Here is a 21,235-nt window from a genome sequence, read left to right on the forward strand (position 1 = left end):
CTCTGCGCCGTCCCACAACCAGCTCGACACCAAGGCCCAGGCCTGGTCGGCGTTGTTTTCCGAGCCCATGAGCGACCTGGTCAAGCGCTACACCTCCAGCGTGTTCTTCGACAAGCGCCTGTGGCAGGCCGACATTGCAGGCAGCCTTGCGCATGCCGAGATGCTGGCCGCGCAGGGCATCATCAGTGCCGAAGACCACGCCTCCATCCAGCGCGGCATGGCGCAGATCACGCAAGAGATCGAATCCGGCGCTTTTGAGTGGAAGCTGGACCTGGAAGACGTTCACCTGAACATCGAAGCCCGCCTGACCCAGCTGGTGGGCGACGCTGGCAAGCGCCTGCACACCGGCCGCAGCCGCAACGACCAGGTGGCCACCGATGTGCGCCTGTGGCTGCGCGGCGAGATTGATTTGATTGGTGACCTGCTTAAAGAGCTGCAGGTGTCCCTGGTCGATGTGGCTGAGCAGAACGTCGAGGTGATCCTCCCTGGCTTCACCCACCTGCAGGTGGCCCAGCCCGTGAGCTTTGGCCACCACATGCTGGCCTATGTAGAGATGTTCAAGCGCGACGCCGAGCGCATGGCCGACGTACGCCGCCGCACCAACGTGCTGCCGCTGGGCAGCGCAGCGCTGGCTGGCACCACCTACCCGCTGGACCGCGAGCGCGTGGCCAAGACGCTCGGGATGGACGGCGTATGCCAGAACAGCCTGGACGCCGTGAGCGACCGCGACTTCGCCATCGAATTCACCGCCGCCGCCAGCCTGTGCATGGTGCACGTGAGCCGCTTGAGTGAAGAACTCATCATCTGGATGAGCCAGAACTTCGGCTTCATCAAGATTGCCGACCGCTTCACCACTGGCAGCTCGATCATGCCGCAGAAGAAGAACCCCGACGTGCCCGAACTCGCACGCGGCAAGACCGGCCGCGTGGTCGGCCACCTCATGGGCCTGATCACCCTGATGAAGGGCCAGCCCCTGGCCTACAACAAGGACAACCAGGAAGACAAAGAGCCGCTGTTCGACACCGTGGACACGCTCAAGGACACGCTGCGCATCTTTGCCGAAATGGTGGGCGGTCAGCTGAACCCCGCCACGGGCAAAAAGGAAGGTGGCATCACCGTGAACGCGCAGGCCATGGAGCAGGCCGCGCTCAAGGGCTACGCCACGGCCACCGACCTGGCCGACTACCTGGTGAAAAAGGGCTTGCCCTTCCGCGACGCGCACGAAACCGTGGCCCACGCGGTGAAGGCCGCCACCTCGCACGCGTGCGACCTGTCGGAGCTGCCGTTGACGGTGCTGCAGGGTTTTCACCCCGCCATCGAGAAGGATGTGTACGAGTGCCTGAGCTTGCGCGGCTCGCTCAACGCCCGCAACACGCTGGGCGGCACGGCCCCTGCGCAGGTGCGAGCGCAGTTGGCGCGGCATCGCGCTCGTCTGGCCTGACATGTGCGCCGTCTCTTGACCTTCTATCCTGGAATATTTGTATGACAACTTCCCGTCGCAGCCTGCTGTCCCGCCTTCTGCGTACCGGCGCCCTGGCGGGTGCCGCGTTGACCGTGGGGCTGGCCTGTGCCCAGGCTCCCAAGCCCATCCGCCTGCTGGTGGGCTTTCCGCCCGGTGGTGGGACCGACGCCATTGCACGCACGCTGGCCGAAAAACTCAAGGACGAGCTGGGCCAGCCCGTGGTGGTTGAAAACCGCCCTGGCGCGGGCGGCCAGATCGCTGCGCAGGCGCTCAAGGCCTCGGCGCCCGATGGCACCACGCTGTTCCTTACCCACGACCACACCATCTCCATCCTGCCCCAGGTGGTGAAGAACCCTGGCTACGAACCGGCGCGTGACTTCGTGGCCGTTGGCGGTTTTGCCACGTTTGTGAACGCGTTTGCCGTGTCGGGCGGCACTCCTGCGAGGTCGTTCTCCGAGTACGTGGGCTGGGTCAAGGCGTCTGGCGGTGGCAAGGGGGCGGTGGGCATTCCCGCCCCTGCGTCCACGCCGGAGTTTCTGGTCAAGCTGATCGGGCAGAAGTACCAGCTGGACCTGGTCTCGGCACCCTACCGCGGCAGCGCGCCCATGATGGCCGACATGCTGGGTAACCAGATCAGTGCAGGTGTGGCTTCGGTGCAGGACTTCATGGAGAACCACAAGGCAGGCAAGGTGCGCGTGGTGGGTGTGCTGGGGACGAAGCGCCAGGCTGCTATGCCTGACGTGCCCACGTTTGACGAAATGGGCCTCAAGGGTTTTGAAGACCTTCCTTACTATGGCATCTACGCGCCCACCGGCACGCCGCAGAAGTTCATCAACGACTTTTCGAATGCGCTGGCCAGGGTTGTGGCGCAGCCCGATGTGCGCGAACATCTCACCGCCATGGGCCTGGCCGTGGGCCACATGTCGCCCCTGCAACTGGCCACGCGTGAGAAGGCCTATACCGAGGCCTGGACGCGCATCATCAAGACCAGCGGTTTTGTAGCGCAGTAAACAGGCCCGGGCTGGCGGTGCAGAGGCTGGAGGGCTGCCGCTCTCCGGCTTCATTCGCGTATGCTGTGCCCGGCCTCCGCGCTCCACGCGCAGTTCGGGTGTGCGGGGGCGCATCTTTTTTGCACTCATTCTTTCACCATGCCCGCCAGCCGTCTTCCTTCTAACTGGATACAGCATCGGTCCTTGCCCCTTGTTGTGGGGGCATGCAGCGGTGCGCTGGCTGCGCTGCTGGCCTGGGTGGTCATTGACATCTCACACACCAAGGCACGTGCCGAGATCGCTGCCCAGGCGCAAAGCCATCTGCTGCAGATCCGCGACCGGCTGGACCGACAACTCCAAAGCACCTTGTCGGTGCCTGAGACGGTGGCGGCCTTCATCGCCGCGCAAGGCAGCATGGCCCCCGATGTTTTTGCCACCGTGGTGGGCCGCCTTCTGGAGCACCAGCGCAACATCCGCAACCTGGCATTGGCGCCCGACAACGTGATTGCCGATGTTTACCCCCGCGTGGGCAACGAGCGTGCCATCGGCCTGCGTTATCTCGACAATCCCCAGCAACGCGGCGCGGTGGAGCGGGCCATCCAGTCCCGCCGGACGGTGGTTGCGGGGCCTATCACCCTGGTGCAGGGCGGGCTGGGCATCATCAGTCGCACGCCGGTGTTTCTGGCCCACCCGCCTGAGCGGCCGCCCGTGGGTGGGCCGCAGTACTGGGGCATTGTGTCGCTCACGGTCAATGCCGACACCTTGTTTGCCGATGTGGGTCTCAATGCAGAGCAGATGGGCTTCCAGGTGGCGGCACGGGGCCTGGACGCCATGGGGGCGCAGGGCGCGGTGTTCATTGGGCGCCCACAGTTGTTTGACGAGGCACCCGCCACACTCGATGTGCCGCTGCCCGGCGGCGGCAGCTGGATCCTGGGGGCCGTGCCCGTTGGGGGCTGGGCTGCGGCAGGCCGTGCGCCCACACTGGTGGTGATGCTGGCCTATGCGTTTGCGCTGGTGCTGGGCCTTCTAAGTGCGCGGCTGGTAAGGGCCCACCAGCAGGTGCTGGCACTGGCCAGCCACGACCGCCTCACAGGGCTGCCCAACCGCCGCTTGTTTGAGGACCGCCTGTCGCAGGCGACGTTGGCGGCCTATCGCGATCACCGCGCTGGTGCGCTCCTGCTGGTGGATCTGGACGGCTTCAAGGCCGTCAACGATAGCCAGGGGCATGGCAGTGGCGACCAAGTGCTGGTGCGCGTGGCGCAGCGCCTCTCGGGTCTGGCACGTGCCAATGACACGGCAGCGCGGCTGGGCGGAGATGAGTTTGCACTGGTGCTCAATGCAGTGGCCTCGCCCGAGGTCGCCATGGAAATGGCTCACAAGGTGCTCGCAGAACTGGTTGTGCCCATCGGTCTCGACAGTGGTCAGCATGTGCTGATTGGCGCCAGCATCGGGGTGGCGTTGTTCCAGGGGCCTGCTGTGGAGGCGTTGCCTGCGCTGATGGACCGTGCCGATCGTGCGCTCTACACCAGCAAACGCGGGGGCAAGGGCCTGGTCACGCTGGCTGATGCCCCGGGGGGCGCCACGGCGACGCTTGCCTGACCCACGGGGGATTGGGTGCCTTCGGGCCTCGTTCCGGCGGTTTTTCTTCAGTGCGGGGCCACGTGGGGTTCTGCCCGAGGTGTGCTGCCCTGGCCGTGACCCATCTTCTTCCCTGGCTCGGGTGCGGGAAGTACTGCGGGCAGGCCCGGCGCCTGGATGTGTGACTGGCGTGGCCCGTGCGCTGGGTCTTGGGGAGTGCAATGCAGCAGCTTGGACAGGCTGTCCGAGTCAGTGCGCACTTTGGGCGCAACTGTCCATGGGGGACGGCCTGGGTTGCGGCTCTGCGCCCCCCATCATACGTAAGCGCTTGCAACGCTGCGCTGGCGGTGGTTCCGTTTTGATACGCTCGCAGGTCGTGCGATTCCCCTTCCCCGCACGGGGCCGCTGGGGACGTCCGCCCTGGTTCCTTCGGAGGGGAAAAATGAACAAAAAACAATGGATGCTGGCGGCCAGCCTGTCGCTGGTGGCCTGGGGGGCGCAGGCCCTGCAGATCACCAGCTTCTCGCCGCAAGGCGAAGTGGCGCAGGTGCGCCAGGTGGTGGCCAAGTTCGATGCCGCTGCCGTCAACTTTGGCGACCCCAAGGCCCCGGCGCCGCTGACCCTGAGCTGCAGCGACGCCAGCGCGACCAAGGGCACGGGCCGCTGGACGGGCGAGCGCGAATGGGTGTTCGACTTCGAGCGCGATCTGCCGCCCGGCGTGCGCTGCACCGCCACTGTCAAATCAGGGTTCAAATCGGCCCTTGGCGCGGATCTGGCGGGCGTTAAAAGCTATCAATTCAATAGCGGTGGACCGTTTGTGCAGGTCATCCGCCCCAATACCTACGAACAGATCGACGAAGAGCAGTTCTTTGTGCTGCAGCTCAACGGCCCGGCCACGGTGGCCAGCGTGCAGAGCCATGTGTGGTGCACGGCGGAGGGCGTGGGCGAGCGCATTCCGGTCCGCTTGGTCGAGGGCGCGCAGCGCACCGAAATCCTGAAAGCGCTGGGGCTGGAAAAAAGCGCGGCGAAGGAGCCATTGCAGTACGCCACGCTGGCTTGCAACCGGCGCTTCACCTCGGGTTCGCGCATGCAACTCGTGTTTGGCAAGGGCGTGGTCACGCCCAGCGGCGTGGCCAACACGGTGGAAAAACGTTTCGAATTCAAGGTGCGCGAGCCGTTTTCGGCCGAATTCAGCTGCGAACGCGAGAACGCCCAGGCCGCCTGCCTGCCCATCCGCCCGCTGCAGCTGTCCTTCAACACGCCGGTGCCGCGCAGCCTGGCCACGGCCATCCGCCTCAAGTCGGCCAAGGAAACCCTCAAGCCCCAGACCGATGGCGGCATCGAAAGCCAGAAGGGTGATGCGCTGGTCAACAGCGTGCAGTTTGCCGCGCCGCTGGCCGAAAACACGGCCTTCACGCTGGAGCTGCCCAAGGACTTCAAGGACGCCTCGGGCCGCCCGCTGCGCAATGCGGAGAGTTTTCCGCTCAAGGTGGCCACCGGCGGCATGCCGCCCCTGGCCAAGTTTGCGGCGGCGCCGTTTGGCATCGTCGAGCGTTTTGCCGAAGGCCCCGCGTCGGACAAGCCACCCGCGCTGCTGCCGGTGACCTTGCGCAATGTGGAGGCCGCCCTGCGCGTGCAGGGCCTGCAGCCGGGCACGCCCGGCGCGGCTGCCCCGGCGGGCAAGGTCAGCACGCTCCGGCCCGGCACCGACGCCGAGATCATTGCCTGGTTCCGCAAGGTCAAGCGTTATGACAACTACCTGGTCGACCGCAAGCAGGCCCGCCAGGACGTGACCGGCCCGTTGCCCAAGGTGCTGGACGAAGACCGCAGCCATGTGCAGACGCGCATGCTGTCGCTGCTGGCGGGCAAGGGCGGCGTGAAGACGCTGGACTTGCCCAAACCTGCGAGCAACGACCCGCGCCCGTTCGAGGTGGTGGGCATTCCGCTGCCGCCCGGCTTTCATGTGGTGGAGATCGCATCGCAAAAGCTCGGCGCCTCGCTGCTGGACGACCGCCATGGCGAAGGCCGCACGATGTATGTGCGCACCTCGGCCCTGGTGACCAACCTGGGCGTGCACTTCAAGCTGGGCCGCGAGAACGCCATGGCCTGGGTGACCACCCTGGACAAGGGCCAGCCCGTACAGGGCGCCCAGGTGCGCGTGTCGGACTGCCGGGGCAACGAGGTGGGCACGGCCAGCACCGATGCCCAGGGCGTGGCCCGCATTGAAGGGCTGTCGTCCGAGCCGCCCAGCTGCTACTCCGACGCGGAAGAGTATGGAGGCCAGTCGTACTTTGTGAGCGCGCGCCACAAGGGCGGCGATGGTGTGGAGGACATGGCCTTCACCTGGAGCGACTGGCAGCGCGGCATTGAGCCCTGGCGCTTCAATGTGCCCACCAGCCGGACTCCCTCGCCGGACGAGCGTGCCCACACCATCTTTGACCGCACCCTGTTCCGCGCAGGCGAAACCGTGTCGATGAAGCACCTCCTGCGCGCCGAGACACGCCAGGGCTTTGCCTTGTCCGCATCGCGCCCCGACACCCTTGTCATCACCCACCTGGGCAGTGGCCAGCAGTTCACCCAGCCCCTGGTGTGGCGTGGCACGGCCACCGGGGGGCTCAGTGCGCAAAGCACCTTTGCCATTCCGCCTTCCGCCAAGCTGGGTGTGTACCAGGTTGAGCTGGGAGGCAATGGCACGGTGAACGGCAGTTTGGCGTCGGGCTCGTTCCGGGTCGAGGAGTTCCGTCTGCCGGTGCTGGAGGGGCGCATCACCCCGGTCGAGAAAAAAGCCCTGGTGCGTGTGCGCTCGGTGCCCACCGATGTGCAGATCAACTACGTGGCCGGCGGCGGCGCGGCCAACTTGCCGGTGCGCGTGTCGGCCATGGTGCGCGGCAAAACCCTGCAGTACAGCGACTACGAAACGTTCAGCTTCAACCCGCCACGCAAGCGCGATCAGTCCAACGCCAGCAGCGACGACGAAGAAGCCACGGCCAGCCAGGACGCGCGGGTGATTGCCGACAAGCTGCCGCTCACGCTCAATAAGGACGGTGCGGGCAAGGTCACCATCGACAACGTGCCCCAGGCCCGCCAGCCGCAGGATTTGGTGATGGAGGCCACCTATGCCGACCCCAATGGCGAGGTGCAGACCCTCCGCAGCACGCAGACGCTGTGGCCCGCCGGTGTGGTGGCGGGTATCAAAACCGAGGGCTGGGTGTCGGCCCGCCAGAAGATCCGCTTCCAGGCGCTGGCGCTGCAGCACACGGGCAAGCCTGCGCCTGATACCTCGCTGCAGGTGAAGGCGATTGCACGCATCACCACCACCACGCGCAAGCGCATGGTGGGCGGCTTTTACAGCTACGACAACCAGACCGAGACCAAAGACCTGGGCACGCTGTGCAGCGGCAAGAGCGATGCACGCGGACTGCTGCTGTGCGAATCCAAGCTCGACGAACCTGGCGAGGTGGAACTGGTAGTCACCGCCACCGACAAGGACGGCAACACCAGCGTGGCCGCTTCGTCGGTGTGGGTCACGCGACAGGGCGAGCTGTGGTTTGGCGGTGAAGACCACGACCGCATCGACCTGCTGCCCGAGAAGAAAAGCTACCAGCCCGGCGAGACCGCCAAGTTCCAGGTGCGCATGCCGTTCCGTTTTGCGACGGCCCTGGTGGCGGTGGAGCGCGAAGGCATCATCGACACGCAGGTGGTGCAGCTCAACGGGCAGGACCCCACGGTCAGCCTCAAGATCCAGCCCGAGTGGGGCCCCAACGTGTACGTGAGCGTGCTGGCCCTGCGCGGCCGCCTGCGCGAGGTGCCGTGGTACAGCTTCTTCACCTGGGGCTTCAAGTCGCCGCGCGAGTGGTGGACATCCTTCTGGTACGAAGGCCGTGAATACCAGGCACCCACGGCGCTGGTAGACCTCTCCAAGCCCGCCTACCGCCTGGGCCTGGCCGAGATCCGCGTGGGCACGCAGGCCCACCAGATCGACGTGAAGGTGCAGGCCGACAAGGAAAGCTACTCCGTGCGTGGCAAGGCCCAGGTCACCATCACCGCCACGCTGCCCGGCGGCAAGCCCGCCGCCAATGCCGAGGTGGCCCTGGCCGCCGTGGACCAGGCGCTGCTGGAGCTGATGCCCAACACCAGCTGGAACCTGCTCGAAGCCATGCTGCAGCGCCGCAGCTGGGGCGTGGAGACATCGACCGCGCAGATGGAAATCATCGGTCGGCGCCACTACGGCAAGAAGGCCGTGCCTGCGGGCGGTGGCGGGGGCCGGGCGCAGACGCGCGAGCTGCTCGACACCCTGCTGCTGTGGGAGCCCGCGCTCAAGCTTGACGCCAACGGCCAGGCCAAGGTGACGGTGCCGCTGAACGATGCCCTGACCACCTTCAAGATCGTGGCGGTGGCGGATGCGTCCACCGGGCTGTTTGGCACCGGCAGCACCAGCATCCGCGCCACGCAGGACTTGCAGATCATCAGCGGCCTGCCGCCTCTGGTGCGCGAGGACGATCAGTTCCGCGCGCAGATCACGCTGCGCAACACCACCAAGACGGCGATGAAGGTGGAGGTAGCCCCGCGCGCCACGCTGCTCGACCTGAAGCCTCAGACCATCGACATCCCGCCGGAGGAAGCGCGTGAAGTGGCCTGGAACGTGACAGCGCCCGCGCAATTGGCGCAGACCCGTGCCCAGGCCATCCTGTGGGAGATCGAGGCCAAGGACACAGTGGGCGGTGCCCGCGATGCGCTCAAGGCCCGCCAGAAGCTGATTCCCGCCGTGCCCCTCACGGTGCAGCAGGCCACGCTGGTGCAGGTGGACGGCAGCTTCAACCTGGACGTGAACCCGCCAGCGGACGCCATCCCTGGCCGGGGCGGCCTCAAGATGTCGCTGCAGCCCAAGCTGGCCGAGGGCCTGCCGGGAGTGCGCGACTGGTGGGCTCGCTACCCGTTTGCCTGCCTGGAACAAAAGACCAGCAAGGCCGTGGGCCTGCGCGACGGTGCGCTGTGGCAGACCGTGGTGGCGCAGCTGCCCACCTACCTCGACAGCGACGGCCTGGCCAACTACTTCCCGCCGCGCGATGGGGATGCCAACCGCGGCAGTGACACGCTCACGGCCTACGTGCTGGCGGCCACGCACGAAGCGGCCAGCATCAACCCCGCGTTTGCACTGCCCGACACCGCCCGTGCGCCCATGGAGCGTGGCCTGATCGCGTTTGTGGAAGGCCGTATCCAGCGAGACTTCTGGAGCCCCCGCAAGGACCTGGACATGCGCAAGGTGGCAGCGCTCGAAGCCCTCTCGCGCTACGGCAAGGCCCAGGGCCGCATGGTGAGCAGCATCACCATCGCGCCCAACCAGTGGCCCACGCACACGGTGATCGACTGGGTGAATGTGCTCAAGCGCGTGGCCGATGTGCCCGAGCGCGACAAGCGCCTGGCCGAGGCCCTGCAGATCCTGCGCGCGCGCCTGTCGTTCCAGGGCACCAAGCTCATCTTCAGCACCGAGCAGGACGACTACTGGTGGTGGCTGATGCAGAACGGCGACGTGAACACCGCACGCCTGATGCTGGCGGTGATGGACGACCCGGCCTGGAAGGACGACATGGGCCGCCTGGCCAACGGCTTCATCAGCCGCCAGCAGGCCGGTGCCTGGCACACCACCACGGCCAACCTGTGGGGCGGGTTGGCGCTGGAGAAATTCAGCGCCAAGTTCGAGGCCGTGCCGGTGTCGGGCACCACCAAGGCCAGCATGGGCGGCAACACCGCCAGCGTGGACTGGAGCAAGGTCGAGCGCGTGAAGACCAGTGACGCCACCGGCGCCGCGCACCAGACGACCTGGTTCGGCGCGCCTGCATCGCCCGGCAATCTCAAGAACAACGACATGTTCCTGGCCTGGGGCAAAGCCGGTGGCAAGGAGAACCTGTCCGTGGCGCACCAGGGCCCCGGCAAGCCATGGCTCACGCTGCAGTCGGTGGCGGCCGTGCAGCTCAAGGCGCCGTTTGCAGCGGGGTACAGCATCACCAAGACAGTGACCCCCGTGGAACAGGCCAACAAGTCGCTGCCCGCAGGCCAGTACACGCGCGGCGATGTGCTGCGCGTGACGCTGGAGGTGAACGCCAGCGCCGACATGACTTGGGTGGCCATCACCGACCCGATTCCGGGCGGCGCCACCATCCTGGGCAGCGGCCTGGGCCGGGATTCAGCCATTGCCACACAGGGCGAAAAGGCCCGCAGTGGCGCGGGCTGGCCCGCGTTCGAGGAGCGCAGCTTCGAGGCCTTCCGCAGCTACTACGAATACCTGCCCAAGGGCACGGTCAAGATGGAATACACCGTGCGCCTGAACAACGTGGGCGACTTTGCCCTGCCGCCGAGCCGCGTGGAGGCCATGTATGCGCCCGAGATGTTTGGCGAGGTGCCCAATGCGCGGGTGAAGGTGCAGGCCGTGCGATGACGGGTTTACCGTGCACGCGGCGTGTGGGTAGCACGGCGTCTTTCGGACGGGTGCAGTGATGGGCATGAAGCAACGCATCAGGCGGCGCCAGCCCGCGGATCGGGGCTCGGTCCCCGCCGCCGAGCCTCGCCGCCCTCGCTGGCGCGGGCTGCTCTGGCTGTTCAGCACCGATACTGGTAGCGTTCTTACGATCAGCCTGCTGCTGGCCCTGAGCTTGTTGGTGGGCCACGCAGACGCAGGCGACGCCCGGTCGGTGCTATTGCTTTTGCCCCTGGGTTTGGTGGTGGGCGTGTTCCTGGCGGTCATTGTCGTCACGGAAACCCGCAAAACATATGTGCGCTCAGGGGCTCGCATTCGCATAGTCACGGGGGCTGCTGCGGGCGCCGCCATTGCCGTCATGCTGGGGGCGTCTTTTGAGGGCATCGCACTCGGAGTCCTGGTGGGCTGCGTCCTCGGGTATCTGGGCAAGCTGTGGGCCCAGTTCATCTAGGTCGTCTTGTGCAGCATCGTGTCGCCATGGTGGCAGTGAAGGCCCGCTTCGCCGCTTCAAAGCCCGGTGTGTGGGCGAGTGTGACCGCTGCGGTGCTGGCGACTTTGTTTGCGCCTGCTGTCCGGGCATTGCCCAGCTTTGATGAGGTGCGTGCCGACTTTCGTCCCTCAGACACAGAGATCCTCTCCCGCGAAGGCGAGGTGCTGCAGCGCCTGCGCACCGACAACACCGTGCGGCGAGGCCAGTGGGTGCAACTCGCCGATGTGTCGCCCGCGCTGCGCACGGCCCTGGTGCTGAGCGAGGACAAGCGTTTTTTTGAGCACAGCGGGGTGGACTGGCGCGCCGCCTCAGCCGCTGCCTGGGGCAACCTGTGGAACCAGCGCACACGCGGCGCCAGCACCATCACCATGCAGCTGGCCGGTTTGCTCGACGGCGACTGGCGCCAGGGCCCGGGCGGGCGCACCGTGGTGCAAAAGCTGGGGCAGACGGTGGCCGCCCAGGTGCTGGACCGGCGCTGGCGCAAGGACCAGATTCTGGAGGCTTACCTCAATCTTGTGCCGTTTCGCAGCGAGTTGGTGGGCATCGACGCGCTGAGCCGCACGCTGTTTGGCAAGGCCGCCCATGGTCTGGACGACCGCGAGGCGGCCGTAGCTGCAGCGCTGGTGCGCGCGCCCAATGCACGGCCCGCGCTGGTGGCGCAACGGGCGTGCGGGGTGCTGCGCGATATGCAGGGCAGCAGTGCTGGCGCAGCGCCCCGGCGTGCCAAAGGCGCAGCCCCGGCAGCCGCACCAGCAGCTGTTTCGGCGGTGGACTGCGAGGCGCTGGACCTGTTCACCACCGCCGCCTTGCAGCGCCGTGCGTTCGACGCGAGCGAGGGCGTGGCCCCGCACTTCGCCCGCTACCTGCTGCGCCAGCGCTTTGGCAAAGACGGTGCTGTGCCCGAGCGCGTGCCCAGCACCCTGCGGGCGCCGCTGCAGCGTTTTGCCGTGCAGACCCTGCAGCAGCACCTGCGCGAACTGCGCGGGCGCAATGTGGAAGACGGCGCCGTGCTGGTGCTGGACAACACCACGGGCGCGGTGCTGGCCTGGGTGGGGTCGTCGGGCCAGCTGAGTCAGGCCAGCGAGGTCGATGGCGTGCTGGCATTGCGCCAGCCGGGCTCCACCCTCAAGCCGTTTTTGTATGCGCAGGCCATTGCCGAGCGGCGGCTGACGGCGGCTTCGCTGGTCGATGACTCGCCCGCACACATTGCTACCGCCAGCGGCCTGTACATCCCGCAGAACTACGACCGCCAGTTCAAGGGCTGGGTGTCAGTGCGCACGGCGCTGGCGGCGTCGCTCAACGTGCCTGCGGTGCGCACGCTGGTCATGGTCACGCCCGATGCGTTTCACCGGCAGCTGGGCACGGTGGGCCTGCCGCTGCGCGAAGGCGGCGACTATTTTGGCTACAGCCTGGCGCTGGGCAGCCCCGAGGTGCTGTTGCTGCACCTGACCAATGCCTACCGCACGCTGGCTAACGGCGGGCGGCTCAGCCCGGTGGCGCTGGCTGCGCCTGGGCAAGGCCGGGCTCCCGCTTTCACAGCGGCCCTGGACCCGCGCGCGGCCTTCATCGTGGGAGACATCCTCTCGGATGGCAACGCCCGCGCCCGCACCTTCGGCACCGACAGCGTGCTGGCCACCCGCTTCTGGACGGCCGTGAAAACCGGCACCAGCAAGGACATGCGCGACAACTGGGCCGTGGGCTGGTCCGAGCGCTACACCGTGGGCGTGTGGGTGGGCAACGCCAGCGGCGCCGCTATGCACGATGTGAGCGGCACCAGTGGGGCCGCGCCGATCTGGTCGGCGGTGATGGGTTTTTTGCACACACGCGAGCCCAGCCGCGCCCCCAAGGCCCCGGCGAGCCTGCTTGAGGCCAGGGTGCAGTTTGGCCCTGGGCCCGCGATGGGCGACATGCACGCAGGCGCGCCCGAACATCGCCCGCCGCTGGAGGCCACGCGCGATGAATGGTTTCTGCAAGGCACGCAGCAGGCCTTTTTTGCTATCGATTCAATAGCTGAAAAGGCATATCCATCGCGCGCAGAAGGCCAAAAAAGCTTCAAAAGATTACCGGTACAGACGGCAGAGGCCCCCACCGGCCCCGCCCGCATCACCGCGCCTGCGCCCGGCACCATCATTGCGCTGGACCCGGACATCCCCCCCGCGCGACAGCGCCTGCAGTTCACTGCCACGGGCGAAGGGCTGCTCTGGCGCATGGATGGAAAACCGCTGGGCCGGGGGCCGCGTGTGGCCTGGCTGCCCTGGCCGGGTCGGCATGTGGTGCAGATCACCAACGCCCAGGGGGGGGTGCTGGATGAGATTCACATCGAGGTGAGAGGGGCAGGCGTGGCGGCTGGCACTGCGGCTGCCCCGATCAGGTCTTCTGCGCATTGACGCACCCAAAACCGAGGAATACGGTGTGATTTGTCCATTCAGTGCCCGAACACCGGTCGCCTAAAATGGTTACAAATTATTTCTATGCCTTTTTTGCGCCAGTTTTTTTCGCATCGCCTGATCTGGCTTGCTGTGTTGGTCTCCCTGGGGATCGGAGCGCTGTTCGCACGCTCGGTCTGGACCATCCGCCAGGATGAGTGGAACTACGCCGCGCAGACCAATGCCAACCTGGTGCAGACCCTGGAGCAGGGTCTGGGCTGGGTGCTCGAGTCGTTTGACAAGTCGCTGGAGGGGGTGGTCAGCGAGGTGAGCCGCCCCGAGGTATGGAGCTTGCCCCCCGAGTTGCGCGCACGGGTGGTATTCGACAACTCCCTGCGCGCCCGGGGTGTGGCGGATGTACTGGTGCTCGATGTTCAGGGCAATGTCATCCTTGACTCAGGCTCGCTGACGCCGCGCAAGACCAATCTGGCGGACCGGGACTACTTCGGGGCGTTCAAGCAAGACGGACATCAGGGTCTGTACGTCGGCAAACCCGTGCCATCGCGCATCACGGGGCTCAACATCCTGCCCCTGTCGCGTGCTTACTTCCATGCCGACGGCCGTTTTGCGGGTGTGGTGGTGGGGGCCGTGCGCCTGAGCTACTTCAATGAGCTCTTCGGGACGCTGGACATGGGCCCCAGCAGCGGTGTGAACCTGTTTCGTAGCGATGGCACTGTGATCTCGCGTTTCCCTTACGGCGACATGGACGTGGGCAAGACGATTGCCGGCTCCCCCAACATGGTGCGCTTTCAAAAGGATCGCAATGGCTCATTCGTGGGGTCGGCGGCGCTCGATGGCGTCGAGCGTCTGTATACCTTTCGGCATGTGGGTGAGTTTCCGCTGATCATCAACGTGGCCCAGGCCACCGATACCATTCTGGGCAAGTGGTACCGCAGCTCATTGTGGCTGGGCGGTTTTGCCGTGCTGCTGATGGCCGCCTGCTTGGGTTTGGCCATGTTGTTTGTGCGCGAGCTGACCCTGCGCCAGAAAGTGGCTGCCCGGCTCAGCGAGGCCGAGCACGATGTGCGCACCATCCTCAACAGCATGCCGTCCATGATCGGCTACTGGGACGCCCAGCTGCTCAACCGCTTTGCCAACAAGTCGCACTTTGACTGGTTCGGCATCGAGCCCGAGCGGCTGCGGGGCATGCATTTCCGCGAGCTGGTGGGGCCTGAGCGTTTTGCGGCCAACAAGCCGTTTCTGGAGCGCGCGCTGCAGGGCGAGCCGCAGCTGTTCGAGAACACCCTGCAGGATGTGCACGGCGTGTCACGCCACATCATCGTCTCGTACGTGCCCGATACCGATGGCAGCGCCGTACGCGGCATTTTTATGCAGACCACCGACATCTCTGAGCGCAAGCGCATGGAGGACGAGCTGTTCGATGAAAAGGAGCGCGTGCGCCTCACACTGCAGTCCATTGGTGATGCCGTGGTCTGCTCGGACGCCCGGGGCTTCGTGACCTACCTCAATCCGGCGGCCGAACGCCTGACGGGATGGCAGGCCTTTGATGCGGCGGGGCACAACGTGGATGAAGTCGTCTGCCTGCGCAGCCCGGACAACGACGCCCTGCTACCCAGTGCCCTGCGCATGGCCATCCAGCAAGGCGCCGCGATGGAGGCCGTGCGGGGCGTGGTGATGCACCGCGGCAGCGGCCAGCGTTTTCAGGTAGAGGAAACCGCCAGCCCCATCACCGACCGCCTCGGCGCCGTGAAGGGTGCGGTGGCGGTGCTGCGCGATGTGACCGAGGCCGTGGGCATGGCCGAGCGCATGGCGCATCTTGCGCAGTACGACGCACTCACTGACCTGCCCAACCGCGTGCTGCTGCATGACCGTGCGCAGCTGGCCATTGCCCAGGCGCGGCGCGACGGCAAGTCGCTGGCCGTGATGTACCTGGACCTCGATGGTTTCAAGGAGGTCAATGATCGTCTGGGCCACGATGTGGGCGATGTGCTGCTGGTGCATTTTGCCCAGCGCCTGAAGGCCGCCGTCCGCGCATCCGACACCGTGTGCCGCCAGGGTGGCGACGAGTTTGTGGTGCTGCTGCCCGGCCTGGAAGGTGCTGAGCCCGCTCGCGGCGTGGCGCGCAAGATCCTGGCGTCCTGCGATGTGCCTTTCGAGCTGGCTGGCGAGCCCATGCGGGTGGGGCTCAGCGGTGGCATTGCGCTGTTCCCGCAGCATGGCGACACCTTCGATGCGCTCTCGCGCCACGCGGACAGCGCCATGTACGCCGCCAAGCGCGGCGGCCGCATGCGCTTCATGCTCTACCGGGGCCATGACGTGGAGCCCGAGGTCGTGCTGCCCGATGTGCCGGTGGGCGCCCAGGGGTGAGGGGCGCGTAGTGAGCAATGCGCAGTGCGCAGTGCGCAGTGCGCGCGATTTGCTATAAGGTTAGTAGCATTAAGGGCATATCCATTGCGCGGTAACGGCATTTTTGCTTGATGGAGCACCACCGCCGCGCCGCCTCTAGGCTACAGCGCTGAAAATTTGTTGCAGCCCATCGAAATAATTTTGATGGCTGGCCGATGCCCCAGCGCCTACCATCTGGCGCAATTCCCACCCTGGAGAGCCCGCGTGCCTGACCTGTCCAAAATCACCTGCATCGAAGACTTGCGAGCCATTGCCCAGCGCCGTGTGCCGCGCATGTTCTACGACTATGCCGATTCAGGTTCGTACACCGAGGGCACCTACCGCGCCAACGAAAGCGACTTCCAGCGCATCAAGCTGCGCCAGCGTGTGGCCGTGAACATGGAGGGCCGCAGCACCCGCACCACCATGGTCGGCCAGGATGTCGCCATGCCCGTGGCCATTGCGCCTACCGGCCTCACCGGCATGCAGCATGCCGACGGCGAGATCCTGGGCGCCAAGGCGGCCAAGGCGTTTGGCATCCCGTTCACGCTCTCGACCATGAGCATCTGCTCCATCGAGGACATTGCTGAGCACACGGGCCGCCACCCCTTCTGGTTCCAGGTGTATGTGATGCGCGACCGCGACTTCATCGAGCGCCTGATCGACCGCGCCAAGGCCGCCAACTGCTCGGCGCTGCAGCTCACGCTGGATTTGCAGATATTGGGCCAGCGTCACAAGGACATCAAGAACGGCCTGTCGGCCCCGCCCAAACCCACCATCGCCAACCTCATCAACCTGGCCACCAAGCCGCGCTGGTGCCTGGGCATGCTGGCTACCCGCCGCCGCAGCTTTGGCAACATCGTGGGCCATGCCAAGGGCGTGGGCGATTTGTCGTCGCTGTCGTCCTGGACGGCCGAGCAGTTCGACCCCCAGCTCAACTGGGGCGATGTGGAGTGGATCAAGAAGCGCTGGGGCGGCAAGCTGATCCTGAAGGGCATCATGGACGCCGAAGACGCGCGCCTGGCCGTCAACAGCGGTGCCGACGCGCTCATCGTCAGCAACCACGGCGGCCGCCAGCTCGACGGTGCGCCGTCCTCCATCGCCGCGCTGCCCGGCATTGCCGAAGCGGTGGGCAAAGACATCGAGGTGTGGATGGATGGCGGCATCCGCAGCGGGCAGGATGTGCTCAAGGCCCGCGCGCTGGGGGCGCGGGGCACGCTGATCGGGCGCAGTTTCTTGTACGGCCTGGGGGCGTATGGCGAGGCAGGCGTGACGCGCGCGCTGCAGATCATCCAGAAGGAGCTGGACATCACCATGGCGTTCTGCGGCCACACCAACATCAACACAGTGGACCGCTCCATTCTGTTGCCAGGCACCTATCCGACCTGAGTCTTGCCGACTCGCCCTTGCAAAGGCCGCGCTGCGGCCTTTGTTGTTTCTGGCTTCCCGGTGAATCCATCCTCCCTTTTGTGGCGTATTGAGCTACAGCAAAGCCCCGCAAGTCCTTGAAACCCGATCCATCCCAGAGAATGGGCGCATGAGCACCCTCCAACCAGACCGCGACCTGATGGACCTCCTTGATCGCATCGCCGCGCAGGATGACTCCGCGCTGAAAAAGCTGTACGAGCGCACCTCTTCGCCGCTTTTTGGCCTGGCCTTGCGCATTGTTCGCAACCGCGATGTGGCCGAGGACGTGCTGCAGGAGGCTTTCCTGAGCATCTGGCGCGGCGCCGGCAACTACCGCGCATCGCTGAGCCCGCCCATGGCGTGGATGGGGCTGATCGTGCGCAGCCGGGCGCTGGACGCGCTGCGCAAGCGCACGAGCGACCGGGCGGACCTGATGAACGAACTGGACGACGAACTGGCCCAGACGCTGGAGGGCGATTCGCCCAACCCCATGGACACGGCCGATGCCAGCGAACAGTCGTTTGCGCTGCACCACTGCCTGGGCAAGCTCGACCACAAACAGCGCGAGGTGGTCAGCCTGGCCTACCTGCGCGACCAGAGCCACGGCGAGCTGGCCGAGCAGCTCAGGCTGCCGCTGGGCACCGTCAAGACCTGGATACGCCGGGGGCTGGAGCAATTGCGCACCTGCATGGCGCGGTACGCCTGAGCACGGAAGGTCCACCATGAACATCACCCAACACCCCGACCTGCTCGACCGCCTGGCTGCCAGCTACACCCTGGGCACGCTGCGCGGCGGCGCCCGCCGCCGTTTTGAAACCCTGGCCCGCGACCACGCCACCGTGCGCGCCGCCGCCCTGGTGTGGCAGACCCGCTGGTCGGGCCTGACCGAGCTGCAGCCCGCCATCGACCCTGCCCCTGCCGTGTGGACGCGCATTGACAACCTCGTACAGGCCGACAAGGCTGCAGCGGCCCTGCAGGCTGCGCGCTTGCCGGATGCGGCAGCGGCGCAGGGGGGCTGGTGGCGCAACCTGCTGGTGTGGCGCGGCGCGGCGGCTGCGGGTGCCATCGCCACGCTGGCGGCGGTGGTGGTGGGGGTGCAGGTCAACGGCGGTCTGCGTGCCACCACTGGCGCGCAGATTGCCGCACTGGAGCAACAACTGCAGGCCACGCCCCAGATCCAGTACGTGGCCGTACTGGCCGACGACAAGGCGGCCGCGTCCATGCTGGTCACCTTCGACCCCAAAAACAACCAGCTGGTGTTGCAGCGCGTGGGCGGCTTTCAAGAGGGCGCGGACAAGTCGCTGCAGCTGTGGGCGCTGCCGCCTGCGGGCGGCCCCCGTTCCTTGGGGGTGCTGGGGCACGACAAGCTGCTCACGCTGGCCGCTGGCGAGGCGGATGTGCGGCAGGTGCCCACCCTGGCCATCAGCCTGGAGCCCAAGGGCGGCGTGCCCAGCGAGACCGGACCTACCGGGCCGGTGCTGTTCAAGGGCGAGCTGATTCAGCGGATGTTGTGACCGCTGCGCTGGCGGGCCAGCGCAGCCCCGCCAGAAAATTTCGGAAATCGTGAATCCGTCGGGCATCGGCGGCCGTATGTAAGTTGCACCAACTTCTAAGAGCCTGTTCAAAGTCTTTTTGGAGATCACATTGGAGTGCAATCGGGATGAGTGGATGCCTTGGGTGCGCCGCATGGGCTCGTGCCCATGCAAGCAGCCGGGGCTTCCAATCGCCCGATTTCACTCCAACCCTTGGGGCAAGTGCCTTGCCGGGCGGTCTGCGGCGGAGCAAAGCTTGCCAATAGCACGAGCTATTGGCTGCGCACCGCGCCTAGCACCCCATCCCGGCAAGGACCTTGTGTGACTCCAAAAAGACTTTGAACAGGCTCTTACCCCCGTAGCTTTACCGGAGACCACGATGACCCCCAGGCCCCCTTTCTTCATCACCCTGCAGGCTTCTGCCGCAGCGCTGGCCCTTGCCACCACCAGCATGGCCCACGCAGACACGGGCAAGCTGCTGCTCACGGGCGGCGTCAGCACCATCGCAGGGTCGGCCGGTGGCGGTCTCACCCCCTGGGCGGTGATCGGCAGCAACGCCACCGAAGGCGAGGTGGGCTTTTCCGGCTATGTCACCCGTGCCGCCACGCAGGACTACGGCCTCAGCGGCTATGGCGTGGCCGTGGGCGTGCATGACCGGGTGGAGCTGTCGCTGGCGCGGCAGGACTTTGACGCATCGCCCGCCGTCGCGCTCAATGGCATTGCGCCGTTTGGCGTCACGCCAGGGCAGCACATCCAGATGGATGTGGTGGGCGTCAAGCTCAAGGTGGCGGGTGATGCCGTGCTCAACAGCGACAGCTGGATGCCGCAGATCGCCGTGGGGCTGGAGCACAAGCGCGTGCGCCCCGGCTCCATCGGGTCGGTGCTCGACTTTCTGGGCACCCACACCAGCGGCACCGATGTGTACGTGAGCGCCACCAAGCTGCTGCTGGCGCAGAGCCTGCTGGTCAACGGCACGCTGCGCTCCACCAACGCCAACCAGAACGGCCTGCTGGGCTTTGGCGCTGCCGCACCCGGCAAGAACCGCCGCAGCCTGCAGCCGGAGTTCTCGGTGGCGTACCTCATCCAAAAGAACCTGGCCGTGGGCGCCGAAGTCCGCTTCAAACCCAACAACCTGCAGGCGCTGGGCGCCGCCGCCGGCCTGGGCGCCGCGCTGCGCGAGGACGACTGGAAAGACATCTTCATCGCCTGGGCGCCCAGCAAGAACCTGTCTCTGACGCTGGCCTATGTGGACCTGGGCCGCATCGTGCCCGGCATCACCCACCACCGCCGCCAGACGGGCTACTACCTGTCGGCCCAAGTCGCTTTCTGAAGAGATTTATCCATGACCCACCCCAAAACCCTCATTGCCCTTGCCATCGCCCTGGGCTGCCTGCTGGCCCAGCCAGCCTTTGCACAGACCAGCGCGGTAACGGCCACAGCACCCGCAGGCCTGTACCAGGCCCTGGGTGAAAAGCCTGGCATCACCCGCCTGATGGACGATTTTGTGAACCGCCTGGTGGTGGACCCACGCATCGGTGGCCACTTCAAGGACGTAAAGCCCGCCGCCCTCAAGGAAAGCTTGACCGACCAGATCTGCCAGTTGAGCGGCGGCCCTTGCAAATATGAAGGCGCTGACATGAAATCGGCCCATGCCGACATGGACATCAACAAGGGCCATTTCAACGCCCTGGTCGAGGTGCTGCAAAGTGCCATGGATGCCCAGGGCATACCGTTCGCCCAGCAAAACCGCCTGCTTGCCCTGCTGGCGCCCATGCACCGCGATGTGATCACCGTCCGCTGAACAATGACACCATGAAAAATACTATTATTTTTGTAGCTGCTAGCGCTTTATGGCTAAGCGCTAGCGCCGGAAACGTTCAAATCCAGGTGCTGGACCGCGACGGCAAGCCTGTGCCCGAAGCCGTGGTGGTGGTCTACCCCGGTGGCGCTGCGGGGGCAGCCAGCACACCGCCTAGCCTGCTGCAGGCCAACCCCACCATCGAGCAGGAACGCATGCGCTTCGTGCCCGCCGTCACGGTGGTCGAGCCCGGTGCCACGGTGCGCTTCACCAACCAGGACCGCTGGGACCACCATGTGCGCGGCGCGGCGGCGGGCCTGGCGGCTGCGGCGGGTACAGCCAACACAGGTTTTGAACTGCGCCTGGCGGGCAAGGCCGACGGCAAGCCTGCCAACTCCGCCGAAGTCAAGCTCGATACGCCGGGGGTGGTGCTGCTGTCGTGCCACCTGCACGGATCGATGCGCGGCCATGTGTTTGTGACGGATTCAGGCTGGACGCTGAAGACCGATGCCGATGGCATCGCCCGCTTTCCCGGCGTGCCGGACGGCCCCGCGCAGGTGCGGGTGTGGCATGCCGAGCAATTGATCGATTTGCCGCGCAAGGCCTTGAACGTGGTGCCGGGGCCGGTGCTGGACACCGTGCAACTGAGCGTGGTGCCGCGCGTGCGCCGTGCGCCGCCGGCAGGGCCTGCTCCGTCCGGTACGCCTGGGGGGCCGATGGGGGGGTATAGCC

General features: G+C 66.3%; 13 protein-coding genes. All 13 read left to right on the forward strand.

What is annotated here, in order from left to right:
• Positions 1 to 1,441, forward strand: a 1,441-nt coding sequence (argH, locus tag DBR12_RS19990; RefSeq protein ID WP_233244949.1) for an argininosuccinate lyase, incomplete at its 5' end; no start/stop codon positions are given.
• 41 nt (positions 1,442 to 1,482) lie between these two features.
• On the forward strand, positions 1,483 to 2,472 hold the full coding sequence (locus tag DBR12_RS19995; RefSeq protein ID WP_108618833.1) for a Bug family tripartite tricarboxylate transporter substrate binding protein: 990 nt from the start codon (positions 1,483 to 1,485) through the stop codon (positions 2,470 to 2,472).
• 183 nt (positions 2,473 to 2,655) lie between these two features.
• The gene (locus tag DBR12_RS20000) at positions 2,656 to 4,050 is read left to right on the forward strand and encodes a diguanylate cyclase domain-containing protein (RefSeq protein ID WP_233244951.1); all 1,395 of its coding nucleotides are present in this window, start codon (positions 2,656 to 2,658) and stop codon (positions 4,048 to 4,050) included.
• A 421-nt stretch (positions 4,051 to 4,471) separates the two neighbouring features.
• Positions 4,472 to 10,465 (forward strand): alpha-2-macroglobulin, encoded by a 5,994-nt coding sequence (locus DBR12_RS20005; RefSeq protein WP_108618835.1) that lies wholly within the window; start codon positions 4,472 to 4,474, stop codon positions 10,463 to 10,465.
• 64 nt (positions 10,466 to 10,529) lie between these two features.
• On the forward strand, positions 10,530 to 10,955 hold the full coding sequence (locus DBR12_RS20010) for a hypothetical protein (RefSeq protein ID WP_146185583.1): 426 nt from the start codon (positions 10,530 to 10,532) through the stop codon (positions 10,953 to 10,955).
• Between the two features lie 26 nt (positions 10,956 to 10,981).
• On the forward strand, positions 10,982 to 13,381 hold the full coding sequence (gene pbpC / locus DBR12_RS20015; protein ID WP_108618837.1) for a penicillin-binding protein 1C: 2,400 nt from the start codon (positions 10,982 to 10,984) through the stop codon (positions 13,379 to 13,381).
• An 84-nt stretch (positions 13,382 to 13,465) separates the two neighbouring features.
• A complete protein-coding gene (locus tag DBR12_RS20020; protein ID WP_108618838.1) occupies positions 13,466 to 15,748 on the forward strand; it encodes a diguanylate cyclase domain-containing protein in 2,283 nt (760 codons plus the stop codon).
• A 243-nt stretch (positions 15,749 to 15,991) separates the two neighbouring features.
• Positions 15,992 to 17,155, forward strand: a complete 1,164-nt coding sequence (locus DBR12_RS20025; RefSeq protein ID WP_108618839.1) for an alpha-hydroxy acid oxidase — start codon at positions 15,992 to 15,994, stop codon at positions 17,153 to 17,155.
• Between the two features lie 148 nt (positions 17,156 to 17,303).
• Positions 17,304 to 17,879, forward strand: coding sequence for an RNA polymerase sigma factor (locus DBR12_RS20030; protein WP_108618840.1), 576 nt, complete (start codon positions 17,304 to 17,306; stop codon positions 17,877 to 17,879).
• 16 nt (positions 17,880 to 17,895) lie between these two features.
• Complete coding sequence (locus DBR12_RS20035) at positions 17,896 to 18,687, forward strand: anti-sigma factor domain-containing protein (protein ID WP_108618841.1); 792 nt, start codon at positions 17,896 to 17,898, stop codon at positions 18,685 to 18,687.
• A gap of 397 nt (positions 18,688 to 19,084) precedes the next feature.
• Positions 19,085 to 20,035: a DUF3034 family protein gene (locus DBR12_RS20045; protein ID WP_108618842.1), complete on the forward strand. Its 951-nt coding sequence runs from the start codon at positions 19,085 to 19,087 to the stop codon at positions 20,033 to 20,035.
• 12 nt (positions 20,036 to 20,047) lie between these two features.
• Positions 20,048 to 20,506 (forward strand): group 1 truncated hemoglobin, encoded by a 459-nt coding sequence (locus tag DBR12_RS20050; RefSeq protein WP_108618843.1) that lies wholly within the window; start codon positions 20,048 to 20,050, stop codon positions 20,504 to 20,506.
• An 11-nt stretch (positions 20,507 to 20,517) separates the two neighbouring features.
• Positions 20,518 to 21,235, forward strand: a 718-nt coding sequence (locus DBR12_RS20055; protein ID WP_369861693.1) for a plastocyanin/azurin family copper-binding protein, incomplete at its 3' end; no start/stop codon positions are given.

Origin of the sequence: Acidovorax sp. HMWF029, assembly GCF_003060895.1 — a bacterium.
In the GTDB taxonomy this organism is placed as follows: domain Bacteria; phylum Pseudomonadota; class Gammaproteobacteria; order Burkholderiales; family Burkholderiaceae_C; genus Acidovorax.

Coding starts and splice junctions, on each gene's coding strand:
- DBR12_RS20010 (WP_146185583.1), top strand. CDS start 10,530: ATGAAGCAACGCATCAGGCGGCGCCAGCCCGCGGATCGGGGCTCGGTC.
- DBR12_RS20035 (WP_108618841.1), top strand. CDS start 17,896: ATGAACATCACCCAACACCCCGACCTGCTCGACCGCCTGGCTGCCAGC.
- DBR12_RS20005 (WP_108618835.1), top strand. CDS start 4,472: ATGAACAAAAAACAATGGATGCTGGCGGCCAGCCTGTCGCTGGTGGCC.
- DBR12_RS20030 (WP_108618840.1), top strand. CDS start 17,304: ATGAGCACCCTCCAACCAGACCGCGACCTGATGGACCTCCTTGATCGC.
- pbpC (WP_108618837.1), top strand. CDS start 10,982: ATGGTGGCAGTGAAGGCCCGCTTCGCCGCTTCAAAGCCCGGTGTGTGG.
- DBR12_RS20050 (WP_108618843.1), top strand. CDS start 20,048: ATGACCCACCCCAAAACCCTCATTGCCCTTGCCATCGCCCTGGGCTGC.
- DBR12_RS19995 (WP_108618833.1), top strand. CDS start 1,483: ATGACAACTTCCCGTCGCAGCCTGCTGTCCCGCCTTCTGCGTACCGGC.
- DBR12_RS20020 (WP_108618838.1), top strand. CDS start 13,466: ATGCCTTTTTTGCGCCAGTTTTTTTCGCATCGCCTGATCTGGCTTGCT.
- DBR12_RS20045 (WP_108618842.1), top strand. CDS start 19,085: ATGACCCCCAGGCCCCCTTTCTTCATCACCCTGCAGGCTTCTGCCGCA.